This window comes from Microbacterium helvum, assembly GCF_014779795.1.
Taxonomy (GTDB): domain Bacteria; phylum Actinomycetota; class Actinomycetes; order Actinomycetales; family Microbacteriaceae; genus Microbacterium; species Microbacterium helvum.
The window spans coordinates 196,560-211,891 of sequence record NZ_JACXZS010000005.1 but is presented as its reverse complement, the minus strand read 5'-3'; the positions used below and the strand labels follow the sequence as shown (position 1 = coordinate 211,891).

The following is a 15,332-nucleotide window of genomic DNA, read 5'->3' as shown; positions in this document are numbered from 1 at the left end:
GCCAGATGAATCCACATCTGACCTGGGAGGTCTCCCGTCATGGGGAAGTATCTGGACGCGCTCACCGCGCAGTTCGACGAGATCACGACCGGGATCGACGAGATCCTCGATCGCGCGGCCGACGAGGGCCGCGACGTCACGAAGGATGAGCAGGAGCTCATCAACCGCGACCGCACGAAGGCCGACGAGCTCAAGAAGTCGATCGACTACTACAGCGAGCTCGAAGTGCAGCGCGGCAAAGTTGCCGAGGCGCGCGGCCGCGTCCCGCAGCAGCCGCGGCAGACGTCGACGGCCGTCGTCGTCGAGCGCGACAAGGATCCCGACAAGGAGATCGTCGAGCTCTTCCCGACGATGGGCGACTACATCGTCACCGTCGCGCGAGCGCTGCGCGGCGACAAGGCCGCCGGCGAGCTCATCCAGCGCGCCACCGCCCACCAGACCACCGCGGACAACCCCGGTCTGCTGCCGCGCCCGATCGTCGGCCCGGTGATCACCGCGGTTGCCAACGACCGCCCGTTCCTCGCCTCGATCCCGAACAAGCGGCTGCCGATCAACAACTTCGACCGCCCGATCATCACGCAGCACCTGGCCGTCGGCAAGCAGGCAGCGGAGAAGGATCTGACCGCGTCGCAGGTGCTCAAGGTCGGCAAGCTGCCAGTGTCGGCCGAGACGTTCGCCGGCCACCTGAACATCTCGCTGCAGGACATCCGGTGGACGCAGCCGGGCATCATGCAGATCGTCGCGGAGGACTTCATCCACCGCTACGCCGTCGAGACCGACAAGTCCGCGACCGAGGACTTCGTCGCGTCGGTCACGAACGCCGCGATCGCCGCCGAGCTCACCGGCGCCGGCGTCACCTCGGCACTGTTCGAGGCCGCGGCCGCGAACATGTCGGTCGCCGACGGCGCGCCGCTGCCCGACACGCTGTGGGTCGCCCCCGACATCTGGGGTGCGCTCGGCTCGCTCGTGAACAACTACGGGGCGCAGATCTTCCCGTCGGTCACCCCGACGTCGGCGACCGGCAACCCGCTGGGCGTCCGCCTGATCGTCGACGCGTTCTTCCCGGCCGGCACGGCGATCGTCGGCCCGTCGCGGTTCCTCGAGTGGTACGAGGACGTCGCCGGGCTCATGCAGGTCGCAGAGCCCGACATGCTCGGTCAGCTGGTCGGCTACGCCGGGTTCGGCGCGTTCCTCAACACCAAGCCCGAGCTGTTCACGCCGCTGACTCTCACCGCGCCGGCGCCCGCTCTCGCTGCGGCGAAGACGGCCGCGAAGTAGGCACCGGGGCCCCGCGCGCTGACCGGTCTGCAGCGCGCGGGGACCCGGCATCCCGCTGAGAGGGGCGCCACATGGCCGCACCGGTCTACCCGGATCTCGACGAGCTCACCAAGCAGCTCGCCCGATACGTCGACGTCAAGCTCGACGACACCTCGGCTGACGCCGAGTACGTCGAGCAGTGCGCGGCCGAGGCACAGCAGTGGCTCACCGACACCATCGGCACCGCCGAGAACGTGCCCGTGCCCGCGTACGAGCGGGCAGCGCTCGAGGTCGGCTCGCAGCTGTTCCGCCGACGCAACAGCTGGTCGAACATCGACCCGATGGAGGCACCCGCCGTGCCGCCCGTGCGGTCGAACCCGTACACCGCGGCGTACCCGATCCTCGCCCCCTACATCGGCCCGGTGATGGCATGAGCCAGCTCACCGACCGGCTGGCCGAGCTCACCGACGCTGTAACGAAAGCGATCCGTTACAACGCCGAGCTCACCGACGCGCAGCTGGTGACGATCTCCAACGACGGCGCCGACTTCATCAAGTCGACGTCGCAGCGCGCCGGCGGCGTGATCGTCTACCCGTTCCCGAAGGTGCAGATCCCCGCACCACGCGGCATCCGTCGCATCACCTGGACGATCGGGCTCGTCGCCGGCGGCCGCGCCGTCGATGCCGCGGCCCGCTGCTCCGATCTGCTCGACATCCTCACCACTGCCGGCATCGTCGTCTGGCGCGCCGGCGGCGCGACCGTCGACCCCACCGACTTCGCGACCAGCGAAGACCCGAAGGCCCCGAAGATCCCCGGCTGGGCGATCACCATCACAGAGGAGCAATACCCATGACCCTTGTCGGACCCTGTGTCCTGATCTTCGGCGACCCGGCCACGGGCACCGACTACGGCGACTTCGTCACCAACATCGTCCAGAACCCGCCGGAACCGATCGTGCTGCCGGCGATCAACCGCGACTACTCGGCGTCGCCGTCGCGTGGCTACTCGATCACCCTCACCGGTGTGCAGGAGTCGCTCGAAGACGGCACCCTGTGGCGCTACCTGTGGGACAACTTCAACAAGGCCGACGAGCCGGTCACCTGGTCGCCGCTCGGCGCCGGCGACGTGTTCTTCGAGGCGAAGGTCGCATCGGTCCCCGACCCGCAGGTGGGCGGCGCGGCGAACCAGCATGGCACGTTCGACATCACGCTCAACCTCGTCGAGCGGCCCACGATCATCGCCAACCCGCTGGTCACCCCGCCGACCGGTGTCACCGAGGGGGCGCCCGGGTCGTTCACCCCGAGCGGGGCGACGCCGCCGGCGAACCTCGCCGCGCTGAACGCGCTCGGCGCGCTCGGCGAGTCGTCGACGGCGTGGGCGCTCGGCTCGTACGTGGTGCTCGGCGACAACTCGCACGCGTACTGGAACGGCACCACGTGGGTCGCCGGGGAGGCGCCGGCACCCTGATGCTGAAGATCGTCGACGTCAACGACAGCATGGGCAACCTGCTGCTGTCGCTGCAGCGCGCAGAATCCGACACCCAGGACGAGATGAGGGGCGCCGCCGACCAGGCGGTGGAATCGTCCTGGGTGCCGGCGCTGCAGGCAGCCTCGTCCGGCGCGCAGCAGACGAAGCTGCTCGTCTCGGGCGCGCGCGCCGACGTCGACGACCTCGGATTCACCCTCATCGCCGGCACCGGCCCGTCCCTGTCCGGCGGGCTCGACTCCTCGCACTGGTACGCCGTCGACTACGGCATGACCCCGAAGCGGATCGCCGCGCCGAACCGGCGCCGCACCATCCGCATGTCGGGCGGCCGCACCTTCCAGGCGGCGACGCTCATCTGGGTCGGCCGCAACCTCCCGCCGCGCAACGCGAAGGGCCGGGTGATCTACCCGACGATCGGCACCAAGTCGCAGGACTACGTCACCGCGTGGGTCGAGGGGCTCATGGGGCAGTTCGACGATCCCGTGTTCGACACCGACGAGGGCGACGTGATCAGCCAGGTCGGTGGCTCATGGCAGTAAGCGTCCGATTCCTCGCCGACGTCGCGAACTGGATCTCAGGGCTCGGCAAGTCCGAGGCAGCCGTCGACGACAACGTCGACGCCCTCGAAGACCTGATGAAACAGGCCGTCGAGCTCGGCCGCCAAGCGGGCAAGACCAGCGACGAGATCGCGCAGGATTTCTCCACCGCGTTCGGCGTGCCCCTCGACCGGGCGAAGCGCGCCGTCGACGAGGTCACCGACTCGACCGAGGACCTCGCCGACGCCGGCAAGTCCGCCGCGTCGGCCGGTGACGACATCGCCTCCGGAATCGAAGGGGGCGCCTCCGACGCCAGCAGCAGCCTGTCGGAGCTCGGCTCGATCGCGCAGGACGTGCTCTCGGGCGACATCGCCGGCGCCGCCCAGAGCGCCGCCGGTGCCCTCGGCGGCATGGCCACAGCGTTCGGCGCCGGCGCCGGCGTCGTCGTCGGGCTCGACCTGATCTCCGGCGCTGCCGGCGTCGTCGTCGACGCCTTCAAGAACATCGAGGCGGCCGCATCCGAAGCCCGCGAGACCGCGTTCAGCATGGCCTACGACGTCGGCGGGGCGCTCGAGTCCGCCGGCTACACCGCCCGCATCGCCGAGTGGACGAGCAACACCGACAAGTTCAAGCAAGCCCAGGACATCGCGAAGGTGTCATCGCGCGATCTCGGCGAGGTCCTCAACGCCCTCGCCATGGGCGGCGACGACCTCAACCAGCTGTGGGACGACTTCGAGGCCGGCGCGCAGCGCGGGTCGGCCGCGAGCGGTCTGGCAGCTGACGGGATCGGCTCGGCCGTGTTCCGCACCGCCGAGCTCGAGGCGGCGCTCAAGGGTGCGAGCGAGGGGTATCTGCAGGGCGCGGAGGCGGCGCAGGTCGCGGCATCCGTCAACTACCAGTACGCGATGTCGGTCGGCACCGCCACCGGCGAGGTCGACGACCTCGGCAACGCGATCTATGAGCTGCCCGGCGGCGTCGAGGTCGCCGTGAACACCACCGCCAAGACCGCCACGACCGATATCCAGCAGACCGGCGCCGCGGCGAAGGCGATCGACGGGCAGACGTCGACCCTCACGGTCAAGGCCGACACGAGCGCGTGGGACAACTGGACGCCGGCGCGGAAGTGGGCGTACGTCACGACCGTGCGCCTGGACGGCGGGACGCAGCCTGGCCCTCTCAAGGGCGGATACGGGTGGGACTGATGACGACCACGATCACCGCCACGGGCGGCATCACCATCAACCCGACCGTCGTCGCCGGCTACCAGTCGAATCGGCGATCGGCGAACAAGGTCTATCCGATCCTCGGGTCGCAGGAGTCCGACGTGAGCCTGCGGCCCGCGCACCGCCGCACCGGCACCCTGAACCTGTGGTTCGACGCTGAGACGGACGCGAAAGCCGCCCAGGACGCGCACGCGAAGGCGCTCGTGTTCACCTTCACCACCGACGAAGCGTCGACGATCAACATGACCTACGTCGTCCAGGACGGCGGCACGGTCGGCTGCGAGCTCGACACCGACAGCGACATGTGGACCGTGACCGTGCCGTACCAGGAGGTCACCCCGTGACCGCCGCGGCGTTCGTCTACACCGCGACGCTGCAGTCGACCGGCGACCAGCTGCACATCGACGACGAAGCGGCCGGGCGGATCAAGCTCGACGCCGGCCAAGCGCCGCACGTGTCGTGCGAGCTCACGATCGCCCGCCCCTCGCAGGCGATCATCGACAAGCTCGACCCGCGGCAGTCGCCGCCACCTCGGGTGCTGATCCACGGCACCCGCACCGACGCCGCCGGCAACGTGCAGACCCGCGACTTCGATCTGCATGTCCGCCGCCGCCCCAACGAGCAGGACGCGTCCCCGCTGCAGCTCACGCTCGCGTCTGACGAAGCGCTGCTCGACGACTATCGGGCGCTCATGGACGACAGCAGCGCCCTCGCACACCAGGACTCGCTGCGCGCAATCGTCGACGGCGCGCTGATGAACGCCGGCATTCCGTACAACCTCGTTCTGTACCCCGAGGCCGGCACCGGTTCCGACTGGGGCATGGGCTGGGGCACCAGCGGCGCAGGCACGCTGCAGCTGAACATGGGTCCGACGACGATCGACGGCATCCCGTTCTCAAACTACGCGAAAGCTACCTGGACAGCAGCGCAGACAGCGACGACGTCGCAAATGATGTTCGGGACAACGACGAGTATGCCCGTCACGCCTGGCCAGGCGTACACGGTGTCGTGCTATGCGCAGGGTTCCTCGATCCCCGGCAACTGGGCGATCGGCGTGCAGTGGTTTACGGCTGCCGGCGCCACAATCTCTGAGGCGAACAGCCCCGCCGCCGCCGTCACCGGTTCGTACAAGCGATGGTCGCTGACAGCGACCGCGCCGGCGAACGCGGCCTACGTTCGTCCCCGGTTCAGGTCATCGGGTGCCCCGTACCCGCAGGTGAACTCGGCGATCCGGGTGACCGGTGTGCAGCTGGACGTCGGGTCGACATTGCGGCCGTACCGGTATCGGGTGCTGCAGCCCGGCGGCGAGGACTTCCCGGTGCCGGCGCTGGCGGACTCGCAGAACCTGATCCGCAACCCGCGCGCTGGATCGAACACGACGGACTGGGCGGTCACCTGGGCATCCGGCGGCGCGACGATCAGCCGCGTCGCATCCGGCGGCCCGTCCTACGCGCCGAGCTACGTGCAGCTGTACGCGAACCAGGCGACGTCGTCGACGGGCGTCTACGTGTTCATCGGCGAGAACATCATCGGCGTCTCGCCCGGGAAGCTCTACGAGCTCAGTGCATCCGCGAACCCGCCCGCCGGCGTCAACGTCACGGTCGACGCGATCCTGTACGACTCGAACGGGAACATCGTCGGATTCGCGACGCCCAGCCAGATCACCGGCGACGGCAACTGGCAACGCGCCGGGACCGCGTTCTTCGCCCCCGAGACGGCCGTAAGAGCGCGCGTCCGTCTCAACGTGCTGGGCAGCCTCGCCTACGGCGTCTACTTCGGGATCACGGGCTGGCGCCTGTCGGAATCGACCGGCGACGAGGCGAACGATCGCACGTACTTCGACGGCGGCACGCCGGACACCGCGCAGTACGACTACAGCTTTGCGGATGCCGCGCACGCGTCGGTGTCGAAACGCACCAGGCTCGTCGACGCGGCCACCCCGGACGGGCTCACCTGGTACGCCGGCCGCAGCGCGCTCGAGTTCCTCGGCCCGATCGTGCAGCGCTTCGGTCAGCGCCTGGTGTGCAACGAGCGCCGCGAGTGGACGCTGCGCGACGCCAACTACCTCGAAGACGGGTCGATCACCGTCCGCTACGCGGTCAACATGCACGCCGGCAGCGACACCATCGACCGCGACGCCGGGATCTGGTACGACGCTCGCGTGGTCCGCTACAAGTGGACCAGTCGCGCCGGTATCCAGTACGAGCGTGTCGACGCGTTCGCGCTGAACACCCCGCCGAGCCTCGTCGACTACCTCGAAGTCGACGCCGCATATCCGGGGCCCGGGCGAGCGGAAGCGGCCGTGCGCAGCGCGCAACAGCGCGGCCGGCAGATCGAGGCGACCATGTTCGCCGATCTCACCGCGGCCGCCGAGCAGCCGGTGTCTGGCAACTTCGACGGGCTGCCTGCGCAGACCGGTAAGGCGCAGTCGGTGCAGTTCGATCTCACCGGTGACCAGATGACCCTCACCCTACGCAGCACCGACACCCCCGAGCACGCGTGGATCCTGCAGCCGGCCGCCGCGTGGACCACCGGCCCGGTCGGCGAATCCTGGACGGAGGCAGCCTGATGCCCGATACCCCATACACCGGCAAGGAAGGCGACACCGCCCTCGCCAACGGCATGGCCGTGATGGACGGCACCGAAGACTGGCGCGACGGCTGGCGATCGATCAACAAGACCCGCGACTACATCGTCACGATGTTCAACACCCTGATCGCGAAGGTGTGGCCGCTCGGCATCAGCAAGGGCGGCACCGGCGCGACCACCGGCGCGGCCGCGCGCACGAACATCGGCGCCGTCGAAGACGGCATCGGCACCGGCCTGGCGTTCTACTCGCCCGGGTTCGGTCGCATCGCGTTCCGCGCACCTGGTGTGTCCAACGGGTCCGAGCTGCAGCTGGTCGGCACTGGCGGTTCCTACCTGCCGCTGTCGGGCGGCACCCTGTCAGGGAACCTGTACCTGCCCGCCGCGACGCCCGCGAGCTCGTCATACACGGTCTGCTACCTCAACGGCGACGGGCGCGTGTCGAAGGGCGCCTCGTCGCGCCGCTACAAGGACGAGATCACGCCGGTCGCGCCCGAGGCGCTCGGCGATCTGTTCCCGCAGCTGCACAGCTTCGTGATGAAAGACGACCCGTCGCGCACCGTCCGCACCGGGTACATCGCCGAGGACCTCGACGCGAGTCCTGCGCTGCGTCCGTTCGTCGTCTACGAGCGCGTCACCGAGGTCGAAGACGTCGTCGAGGACGTCTACGACGACGAGCTCGACGAGGACGGCGCGATCGTCGGGCAGACCATCATCGGGCAGCGCGTCATCGGGCAGCGCGTCGTCGGCTCGCACCTGGCGCGCGACGACGCCGGCAACCCGATCCCCGACGCGATCGACGACATCGCGCTCATGCGGGCGCAGATCGCGCAGCTGAACGAGCGCCTGTGGGCGATCGAGAACGGAGACGACCATGTCGTGTGACGGCCAGAAAGCGCATGGCATCCTGCTCGGCTACGCGCCGCTCTCACGCCACGGCGCGTGCTGGTACTACGTGTGGCAGGCGTGCGCGGCCGCGGGCGCCACAACCGGCATGAGCGCCCTGCCGACGGCATACAAGGCGTGGGAGGCGAGCTCCGGGAAACACCCCGGCGATCGCAACCCGCCACCCGGCGCGCTCATCTGGCTCGGCCGGCGATTCAGCGACGGCAACATGGACGGCGACGTCTTCATCGCCGGCGGCATCAACGGCGACCAGTCAGCCGCCACCGACTATCCGACGTGGGGCTCGACCGGCCTCGTGTCTATCCAGGGCCGGATCGACCAGACCGGCCGCGAATACCTCGGGTGGACCGACCACGTGCTCGACTGCCCGATCACCCTAGGAGGAGACGAGATGAGCGCCGAAGCTGAGAAGCAAATCAACGAGATCTACAACGCGATATTCTTCGGCGGGCCCTCGATGCCGGACGGCACCAAGTCGGTGGGGCAGAGCCTCGCCGACATCGCCGCCGGACGCCGGCCCGTCGTGGTGCGCAGCGAGGGCGAGCCGACGAGCGTGGCCACGGAGGGCGAGAACACCTGGATTCAGGAGCTCGCCGACATCAAGACTCTGCAGCTGCAGCTCAACGAGAAGATCGACGCGCTGGCCAAGAGCGGCCCCGGCAAGGGCGAATAGTCCCCGCCCCATGCCCGGCGACATGTCGCACGACATCCCGCTGCCCCTGTCGCGACGGCAGCGGATCCAGCGCGCCGGCGCGACACTGGTTGCGCTCGTGCTGGCGGTCGGGATCTGCACCGCCCTGAACCTGTTCGTGTTCGCGGTGCTCTACGACGCGCTCGTGAACGGCGACCAGGCCGGCATCAGCGAGAACGCCACGCAGATCCTGTCCGGCTGGGGCGGCGGCATCATCAGCATCATCAGCGCCGTCGTGGGCGGCGGCGTCGGGTACGCCGCCGGCCACTACGCCGGAACCAACAACCGCACCATGACACAGGACGTGTCACAGGACACGACACAGGACACGGCCTAGGACGGCGAGCAGGAGATATCCCAGACGTCGTCGATGATCTCATCGAGCGGCGACTGATCCTGGAACCCCGCGATGTAGCCCATGCGGAAGTTCTCGTCATCGCAATGCTCGACGATGTCGGTCGCGATGCGCGTGAACCAATCATCGCCGAGCGCGTCGGCCAGGTCCTCGCCGAACTTCTGCTCGTAGAGGAGCTCGAGCGCAGTCGCCGTCCGCTCGATCTGTTCATCCTTTGTCTCGACGACGGCCGGCGCCGCGCAGCTGCTCAGCACGATCGCCGACAGGACCACCAGAGCCGCCGCTGTCACATGTCGTGTCATGTGACAACATCCTGCCGCGAACGCCGGCCGGATCGAAAGGGGATCGTCGGCACGGGCAGCGCTGCGGATGCCGCGGCCATGCGCTCCTGGTCGACGTCGACGTAGATCTGCGTGGTGGCGAGCGACGCATGCCCGAGCATTTCCTGCGTTGTGCGCAGGTCGGCGCCGCCCTTGACGAGCTCGGTTCCGAAGCTGTGACGGAGCGAGTGCCCGGTCTTGCGGCGCGCGGTGATGCCGGCGCGTTTCTTCGCCCGTGACATCAGGTCCGAGACGCTCTTCCAGTGGATGTGCCCGGTGCGGCCGCCGCGCGCCGGGAACCACCAGCCCTCGGCCGGCATGTACGGGATCTCGGCGGCGACGACGGCGTGGATCGGCACGCGCCGCTCGACGCCGCCCTTGCCGACGATGGTGTGCATCATCTCGACGAGGTCGAAGTCGCGCCCGTCGACCTGGGCGACCTCGTGAGCTCGCAGCCCGTGCAGGTAGCCGAGCATGATCATGACGCGGGTGCGTCGGTACGCGCCGGAGGTGAGTAGGTCGGAGATCTCGTCGATCGTGTATGGCCGCGGCTTGCCGACGCGGGATCCCTTGATTCGGTCGAGCGTCGCGGACGGATCGGTCGTGATGAACCCCTCGGCGTGCAGGAAGCGGAACAGCGCCTGCATGTCGGTGCGCTCGCGCGTCATCGATGAGTTCGCGATACCGCGGCCGAGGACCTGCTGCAGATCGAGCCTGACGATGTCGTCGAGCGGTTTGTCGTCGAGCAGCCGGCGCAGCCGTCGCGCGAGCTCGACGCGGTTGTCGACCGTGCGGGCCGAGTAGCCGCGGGAGCGCTGCGACGTCGCGAAGAGGGCGATCGCGTCGTCCCAATCCATGCGTGAAACCTACTCCCCCAGACCGCCGGACCTTCGGGTGAAAGTCCGGCGGTTCAGTTTGGACCTACGCCGCGAGCCTCGACGCCGCCGACGCTTCGATCAGGTCGTCCTCTTCGACGTGCACGTAGATCGCCGTCGTCGCGACGCTCGCGTGCCCGAGGAACACCTGCGTGACGCGCAGGTTGTTGCCGGTGCGCTTGAACACCGTCGTGCCGGCGCGGTGACGCAGCGAGTGCGGGTTCGTGCCGAGCTCACGCCGCGTCCAGTTGCGGACCGTCTGCGTCGACACGTGCCCACCGCGCGAGGGGAAGTACCAGCCTGCGTCGGGATGCTTCGCGCGCAGCTCGTCGAGCGCCGCGCCGAGCTCGGGCGAGACGCGGACCCGGCGCAGCCGGCCCCCTTTGCCAAGCACCGAGAGCCACTGGCCGTCGCGATCGCGCTCGTGCAGCTTCGCGATCTCGTGCACCCGCAGCCCGCCCTCGGCGCCGAGCATCGTGACGACGCGGACTTCGAGCCGTCCGGACGCGAGTCCGGCCGCGATCTGCTCGGGCGAGGCGATCCGGGCGTCGTCGACGTCGACGAGCTTCACCGGCCGCAGCCAGGTCGACGGGTCGCGCGAGACGACGCCGGCCTCGACCGCCCAGCGGTAGAACGACCGCAGTGTCGCGACGACGGCGTTCACGGTGCGGGGCGTCCACTGCGGATGGGCGGCGATCCACGTCTGCAGCTGCAGCGCGGTCGCGGCGACCAGGTCGACCTCGGCGGCGAGCCGGGTGAGATAGCTCGAACGCAGCCGGACCGTGCTGGCGCTGCAGCGCCGGACGTCGGACAGATACGCGAGATAGTCGTCGATGAGCATTCGGGGGGACCTCGTTGTTTCTAAATGCCTGGTGCCGATGGATATCGGCGGGGGGAGAATCCTGATCCGAGCGGATCCCCCGCAGGTATGACAAGGGGTTCTGTCACATGACGCGTCATATGACGCGTGACGGGTGTCATATGACAGAACCGGGATGCGGACAGATCGCGTCAGCGAGTACTCTGCGCGGTCAGCTGGTCGGCGATCTCACGCGAGATCGCGCGGATCTCCCCCATCGCGAGATCCATGCGTTCGAGGTCGTCGTCAGCAAAGGCCGCGGACCATCGCCGCTGCAGTTGGCGGCGCGCGGCCGCGAGCTCGTCGACGGTCATGTCGCTGTACGCGGTCACGCCATCACCAGCTCGCGGATGCTGCGCGCCGAGTCGATCGAAGCGACCGGGCGCCCGCCGGCGATCCGGGCGAATCGGCGGATTGGTCGATAATGCCGAATAACGCTTAGGGTTCTGTCGGCGTCTCGTCACGCCGACACGATGGAGTGCGAACAGACGTGAGGGATCAATGAGCAGGTATGCCGTCATCGGCGCGGGCCCGTCGGGGCTGTCGGCCGCGCGAGCGCTGCAGCGAGCGGGCATCGAGTTCGACGGCTACGAGGCGTCGCGCGGCGTCGGCGGGCTCTGGGACATCGAGAACCCCCGCTCGACGATGTACGAGTCTGCGCACCTCATCTCGTCGCGGACGACGACCGAGTTCGCCGAGTTCCCGATGGCTTCGACGGCCGACTACCCGAGCCACCGCGAACTGATCCGGTACTTCCGCGACTTCGCCGACCGCTTCGGGCTCACCGAGCACTTCCGGTTCGAGACGAAGGTCACGTCGCTCGAACGCCTCGAGGACGGCGGATGGATGCTGCACGCCAGCCCTTCGGCAGGCTCAGGGACCGCGGGTGCAGGCTCAGGGACCGCGGCCGAGACAGCGATCGCCGCTCGCTACGACGGCGTCATCCTCGCCAACGGCACGCTGGCCGAGCCGAACATCCCCGCCTTCCGGGGCGAGTTCGCCGGAGAGCTGCTGCACACGAGCGCGTACAAGTCCGCCTCGCAGCTCGCCGGCAAGCGCGTGCTCATCATCGGCGCCGGCAATTCCGGCTGCGACATCGCCGTCGACGCCGTGCATCACGCCGCCGCCGTCGACATGAGCGTACGCCGCGGCTACTACTTCGTGCCGCGCTACCTGTTCGGCAAGCCCTCCGACACGCTCAACCAGGGCAAGCCGCTGCCCACGCGTCTCAAGCAGGCGCTCGATTCCCGCGTGCTCAAGGCGTTCACCGGCGACCCGGTGCGGTTCGGGTTCCCCAAGCCCGACTACAAGATCTACGAATCGCACCCGATCGTCAACACCCTGATCCTCAACCACCTGGGGCAGGGAGACCTGCGCATCATGCCCGACATCGACCGCTTCGACGGGCACACGGTGCACTTCCGCGACGGCTCATCCGCCGAGTACGACACGGTGCTGCTCGCGACCGGCTACAAGCTCGACTACCCGTTCGTCGACCGTGAGCAGCTGGCCTGGCAGGGCATGGCGCCGAAGCTCTTCCTCAACGTGTTCCCGCCGTCGTTCAACGGGCTCTACGTCATGGGCATGATCGAGGCGTCGGGCATCGGCTGGCAGGGCCGCTACGAGCAGGCCGAGCTCATCGCCGCGTACCTCGCCGCCGTCGAGCGCGACCCGGTGCGGGCCGCCGCCTTCCGCGACCGCGTCGCCCACGAGGCGTGGCCCGACCTCACCGGCGGGTGCAAGTACCTGGGTCTGGAGCGCATGTCGTACTACGTCAACAAGGACGCCTACCGTCGCGCAGTCCGCACGGCGACCGCCGAGCTGCAGGGCGGCACGGCCGAAGCCCGGCGTGACGGCATCGTCTCCTCCTCGGCACGGCGCGCTCCCGCGACGCGCGCCCATGGTCGCACACCCTCCGACAAGGAGCGCACGGCATGAACCCCGACGATGTCGTCCTCGCCTTCAACCCGGGCACCCTCGTCATCCTGGACGTGGTGCTGGGGCTCATCATGTTCGGCATCGCGCTGGACACGACGGTCGACGACTTCAAGGTCGTCGCGCGCAAGCCGAAGCCATTCGTGATCGCGATCCTCGCGCAGCTCATCGTGCTGCCGGCGGTCACGTTCGCGCTCACGCTGATCCTGCCGGTGACGCCATCGATGGCGCTCGGCATGATCCTCGTCGCCTGCTGCCCGCCCGGCAACATCTCGCAGGTGCTCACGCATCGCTCGGGCGGCAACGTCGCGCTGTCGGTGTCGATGACGGCGGTGTCGAACCTCATCTACATCTTCGTGCTCCCGCTGTCGGTCGCCTTCTGGGGCTCGCTGCACCCGACGGCCGGCAAGCTGCTCGAAGCGGTGTCGCTGGACCCGTGGTCGATGCTCGGCGAGATCCTGCTCATCATCGGGGTGCCCTTCGCTCTCGGTCTGTTCATCCGCTACCGGTTCGGCGCGTTCGCCACGCGCGTGCAGCCGTTCGTCAAGTGGTTCTCGCTCATCGCGCTGTGCGCGTTCATCGCCGGAGCGCTCGCGGGCAACTGGCAGTACTTCATCGCGTTCCTCGGCATCATCGTGCTGGTCGTGACCATTCACGACGCCGTCGCCCTCGCGATCGGCTACGGCACCGCGGTGGTCGGCGGACTCGGGACCCGCGAACGCAAGGCCATGACCTTCGAGGTCGGCATCCGCAACTCGGGGCTCGGTCTCGGCCTCATCTTCACGTTCTTCGGCGGGCTGGGCGGCATGGCCATCGTGGCCGGCTGGTGGGGCATCTGGGACATCATCGCCGGCCTCATCGTCGCCGCCCTGTGGGCGCGGCACACGCGCCGGCGCACCGGGTCGGCCAAGGGCGACGCCTCGCGCCACGCGGTGCGGACGATGGATGCCGGCGGCCCTGCGGGAGCCGGCGGTCCGGGGCCGGGCGGTACGGGGCCCGGCGGGACGGGGCCTGGCGGTACGGGGCCGGGCGGGACGGGGCCTGGCGGTACGGGGCCTGGCGCGCCCGACGCCCGCCCGGCGGACGGTCCGTCGGGAGCGGACGCATGAGCCGGCGCGTCCTCATCACCGGCGGCTCGGGATTCCTCGCATCGCACGTGGCCGCGGCCCTGCTCGCCCGGCCGGATGTCGAGCTCGTCGTGGCCGGCGACGTGCGCGAGCCGCAGCATCCCCTCGACGGCGTCGTCTACGAGACCTGCGACGTGACCCGGCCCGACGGGCTCGCCCCGCTGCTGCGTGAGCATCGGATCGACGTCGTCGTGCACCTGGCCGCGATCGTCAACCCCGGCCGCGACCACGAGCTGGAGTACCGCGTCGACGTCGACGGCTCGCGCCACGTGCTCGAAGCCTGCGTCGACGCCGGTGTGACGCGCGTCGTCGTGTCATCGTCGGGCGCCGCCTACGGCTACCACGCCGACAACCCGGAGTGGCTGCGCGAGAGCGATCCGGTGCGCGGCAACGACGAGTTCCCGTACTCGAGGCACAAACGGCTCGTCGAGCAGCTGCTCGCCGGCTACCGCCAGGCCCATCCGGAGCTCGAGCAGGTGGTGTTCCGCATCGGCACGATCCTCGGCCCGACGGTGCAGAACCAGATCACGGCGCTCTGGGACGGCCCGGCCCTGCTGGGCGTGCGCGGCTCGGACTCGCCGTTCGTGTTCGTGTGGGTCGATGATGTGGCCGCCGCCATGGCGCGCGCCGCCACCGACGGCCCGCCCGGCGTCTACAACGTCGCCGGCGACGGGCGCGTGACGGTGCCCGAGATCGCCCGGCGCCTCGGCAAGCGCGTGGTGTGGGTGCCGGCCAGGCTGCTGGCTGCGGGTCTGCGTGTGGGCCGCAGCCTGCGACTCACCGTGCACGGACCCGAGCAGGTCGGCTTCCTGCGCCACCGCCCCGTGCTCGCGAACGACGCCCTCAAGCGCGACTTCGGCTACACGCCCGGCAAGACCTCAGCCGAGGCCTTCGAGGCGTACCTGGAGTCTCACCCCGGCGTCGCCCGCCGCTGACCGGTCGACCGCTGCGGCTCTCCCCCTGAATCCCGTCGTTCGCGCTGCCCTTTTCGGCACGCGCTGCGGATCTCGTGGCGATCCCTCTGTTCGCGCTGTCGAAATCGGCTCTCGCTGTCGTTGTTTTCGGGCGCGAATGCCGATTTCGACAGCGCGGAGCGAGGGTGCGCGCTTCCGGCCAGGCACGCTCGGGGGCAGGAACAGCGAGAGAGTGGATGCCGCGGGCCGCGGCATCCACTCTC

At 69.3% G+C, this 15,332-nt stretch carries 18 protein-coding genes; 14 read left to right on the top strand and 4 right to left on the bottom strand.

The genetic code is table 11. The features are described 5' to 3' along the window. Positions 1-39 precede the first annotated feature (39 nt). The 11 genes from IF188_RS09635 to IF188_RS09585 all read left to right on the top strand — a co-directional run bounded on the left by IF188_RS09635 (position 40) and on the right by IF188_RS09585 (position 9,021). Positions 40-1,278: a hypothetical protein gene (locus IF188_RS09635; protein WP_191171570.1), complete on the top strand. Its 1,239-nt coding sequence runs from the start codon at positions 40-42 to the stop codon at positions 1,276-1,278. Positions 1,279-1,349: 71 nt separating this feature from the next. Next, complete coding sequence (locus IF188_RS09630; RefSeq protein WP_191171569.1) at positions 1,350-1,691, top strand: hypothetical protein; 342 nt, start codon at positions 1,350-1,352, stop codon at positions 1,689-1,691. Further along, a complete protein-coding gene (locus IF188_RS09625; RefSeq protein WP_191171568.1) occupies positions 1,688-2,110 on the top strand; it encodes a hypothetical protein in 423 nt (140 codons plus the stop codon). The genes IF188_RS09630 and IF188_RS09625 overlap by 4 nt, the downstream gene beginning before the upstream one ends. After that, positions 2,107-2,724 carry a hypothetical protein gene (locus IF188_RS09620; protein WP_191171567.1) on the top strand — a complete coding sequence of 206 codons (618 nt, stop codon included), beginning with the start codon at positions 2,107-2,109 and terminating at the stop codon, positions 2,722-2,724. The genes IF188_RS09625 and IF188_RS09620 overlap by 4 nt, the downstream gene beginning before the upstream one ends. Continuing rightward, the gene (locus tag IF188_RS09615; protein ID WP_191171566.1) at positions 2,724-3,281 is read left to right on the top strand and encodes a hypothetical protein; all 558 of its coding nucleotides are present in this window, start codon (positions 2,724-2,726) and stop codon (positions 3,279-3,281) included. Before IF188_RS09620 ends, IF188_RS09615 begins: the two co-directional genes overlap by 1 nt. Then, positions 3,272-4,480, top strand: a complete 1,209-nt coding sequence (locus IF188_RS09610; protein ID WP_191171565.1) for a hypothetical protein — start codon at positions 3,272-3,274, stop codon at positions 4,478-4,480. The genes IF188_RS09615 and IF188_RS09610 overlap by 10 nt, the downstream gene beginning before the upstream one ends. Then, entirely contained in the window at positions 4,480-4,845 is a 366-nt protein-coding gene (locus IF188_RS09605) for a hypothetical protein (protein ID WP_191171564.1), read from the top strand. The genes IF188_RS09610 and IF188_RS09605 overlap by 1 nt, the downstream gene beginning before the upstream one ends. After that, positions 4,842-7,070: a hypothetical protein gene (locus IF188_RS09600; protein ID WP_191171563.1), complete on the top strand. Its 2,229-nt coding sequence runs from the start codon at positions 4,842-4,844 to the stop codon at positions 7,068-7,070. The genes IF188_RS09605 and IF188_RS09600 overlap by 4 nt, the downstream gene beginning before the upstream one ends. Beyond that, positions 7,070-7,972, top strand: a complete 903-nt coding sequence (locus IF188_RS09595) for a hypothetical protein (RefSeq protein WP_191171562.1) — start codon at positions 7,070-7,072, stop codon at positions 7,970-7,972. The genes IF188_RS09600 and IF188_RS09595 overlap by 1 nt, the downstream gene beginning before the upstream one ends. Further along, positions 7,962-8,666 carry a hypothetical protein gene (locus IF188_RS09590; protein ID WP_191171561.1) on the top strand — a complete coding sequence of 235 codons (705 nt, stop codon included), beginning with the start codon at positions 7,962-7,964 and terminating at the stop codon, positions 8,664-8,666. The genes IF188_RS09595 and IF188_RS09590 overlap by 11 nt, the downstream gene beginning before the upstream one ends. Before the next feature lie 10 nt (positions 8,667-8,676). After that, entirely contained in the window at positions 8,677-9,021 is a 345-nt protein-coding gene (locus tag IF188_RS09585) for a hypothetical protein (RefSeq protein WP_191171560.1), read from the top strand. Here the strand turns inward: IF188_RS09585 and IF188_RS09580 are convergent. The 4 genes from IF188_RS09580 to IF188_RS09565 form a co-directional block, all read right to left on the bottom strand. Then, positions 9,018-9,311 (bottom strand): hypothetical protein, encoded by a 294-nt coding sequence (locus IF188_RS09580; protein WP_191171559.1) that lies wholly within the window; start codon positions 9,309-9,311, stop codon positions 9,018-9,020. The two genes, IF188_RS09585 and IF188_RS09580, sit on opposite strands and share 4 nt — an antisense overlap. Before the next feature lie 26 nt (positions 9,312-9,337). Beyond that, positions 9,338-10,216, bottom strand: coding sequence for a tyrosine-type recombinase/integrase (locus IF188_RS09575; protein ID WP_224751676.1), 879 nt, complete (start codon positions 10,214-10,216; stop codon positions 9,338-9,340). Between the two features lie 64 nt (positions 10,217-10,280). Further along, positions 10,281-11,075 carry a tyrosine-type recombinase/integrase gene (locus IF188_RS09570; RefSeq protein WP_191171558.1) on the bottom strand — a complete coding sequence of 265 codons (795 nt, stop codon included), beginning with the start codon at positions 11,073-11,075 and terminating at the stop codon, positions 10,281-10,283. Between the two features lie 170 nt (positions 11,076-11,245). Further along, positions 11,246-11,614 carry a hypothetical protein gene (locus IF188_RS09565; RefSeq protein WP_191171557.1) on the bottom strand — a complete coding sequence of 123 codons (369 nt, stop codon included), beginning with the start codon at positions 11,612-11,614 and terminating at the stop codon, positions 11,246-11,248. On the opposite strand from IF188_RS09565, the gene IF188_RS09560 reads away from it, so the two are divergent. From IF188_RS09560 to IF188_RS09550, 3 genes are read left to right on the top strand one after another with little or no spacing between them, the layout of a single operon-like run. After that, on the top strand, positions 11,595-13,031 hold the full coding sequence (locus IF188_RS09560; protein WP_191171556.1) for a flavin-containing monooxygenase: 1,437 nt from the start codon (positions 11,595-11,597) through the stop codon (positions 13,029-13,031). The two genes, IF188_RS09565 and IF188_RS09560, sit on opposite strands and share 20 nt — an antisense overlap. Continuing rightward, positions 13,028-14,137 carry a bile acid:sodium symporter family protein gene (locus IF188_RS09555; RefSeq protein ID WP_191171555.1) on the top strand — a complete coding sequence of 370 codons (1,110 nt, stop codon included), beginning with the start codon at positions 13,028-13,030 and terminating at the stop codon, positions 14,135-14,137. Before IF188_RS09560 ends, IF188_RS09555 begins: the two co-directional genes overlap by 4 nt. Beyond that, positions 14,134-15,090: an SDR family oxidoreductase gene (locus IF188_RS09550; RefSeq protein WP_191171554.1), complete on the top strand. Its 957-nt coding sequence runs from the start codon at positions 14,134-14,136 to the stop codon at positions 15,088-15,090. Before IF188_RS09555 ends, IF188_RS09550 begins: the two co-directional genes overlap by 4 nt. The last annotated feature ends 242 nt before the right edge of the window (positions 15,091-15,332 follow it).

What these genes read in the sequence shown, in the direction of transcription:
- IF188_RS09590 (WP_191171561.1), top strand. Translation starts at nt 7,962, where the DNA reads ATGTCGTGTGACGGCCAGAAAGCGCATGGCATCCTGCTCGGCTACGCG.
- IF188_RS09555 (WP_191171555.1), top strand. Translation starts at nt 13,028, where the DNA reads ATGAACCCCGACGATGTCGTCCTCGCCTTCAACCCGGGCACCCTCGTC.
- IF188_RS09610 (WP_191171565.1), top strand. Translation starts at nt 3,272, where the DNA reads ATGGCAGTAAGCGTCCGATTCCTCGCCGACGTCGCGAACTGGATCTCA.
- IF188_RS09595 (WP_191171562.1), top strand. Translation starts at nt 7,070, where the DNA reads ATGCCCGATACCCCATACACCGGCAAGGAAGGCGACACCGCCCTCGCC.
- IF188_RS09575 (WP_224751676.1), bottom strand. Translation starts at nt 10,216, where the DNA reads ATGGATTGGGACGACGCGATCGCCCTCTTCGCGACGTCGCAGCGCTCC.
- IF188_RS09550 (WP_191171554.1), top strand. Translation starts at nt 14,134, where the DNA reads ATGAGCCGGCGCGTCCTCATCACCGGCGGCTCGGGATTCCTCGCATCG.
- IF188_RS09630 (WP_191171569.1), top strand. Translation starts at nt 1,350, where the DNA reads ATGGCCGCACCGGTCTACCCGGATCTCGACGAGCTCACCAAGCAGCTC.
- IF188_RS09565 (WP_191171557.1), bottom strand. Translation starts at nt 11,614, where the DNA reads ATGACGGCATACCTGCTCATTGATCCCTCACGTCTGTTCGCACTCCAT.
- IF188_RS09570 (WP_191171558.1), bottom strand. Translation starts at nt 11,075, where the DNA reads ATGCTCATCGACGACTATCTCGCGTATCTGTCCGACGTCCGGCGCTGC.
- IF188_RS09620 (WP_191171567.1), top strand. Translation starts at nt 2,107, where the DNA reads ATGACCCTTGTCGGACCCTGTGTCCTGATCTTCGGCGACCCGGCCACG.
- IF188_RS09635 (WP_191171570.1), top strand. Translation starts at nt 40, where the DNA reads ATGGGGAAGTATCTGGACGCGCTCACCGCGCAGTTCGACGAGATCACG.
- IF188_RS09615 (WP_191171566.1), top strand. Translation starts at nt 2,724, where the DNA reads ATGCTGAAGATCGTCGACGTCAACGACAGCATGGGCAACCTGCTGCTG.
- IF188_RS09625 (WP_191171568.1), top strand. Translation starts at nt 1,688, where the DNA reads ATGAGCCAGCTCACCGACCGGCTGGCCGAGCTCACCGACGCTGTAACG.
- IF188_RS09560 (WP_191171556.1), top strand. Translation starts at nt 11,595, where the DNA reads ATGAGCAGGTATGCCGTCATCGGCGCGGGCCCGTCGGGGCTGTCGGCC.
- IF188_RS09605 (WP_191171564.1), top strand. Translation starts at nt 4,480, where the DNA reads ATGACGACCACGATCACCGCCACGGGCGGCATCACCATCAACCCGACC.
- IF188_RS09585 (WP_191171560.1), top strand. Translation starts at nt 8,677, where the DNA reads ATGCCCGGCGACATGTCGCACGACATCCCGCTGCCCCTGTCGCGACGG.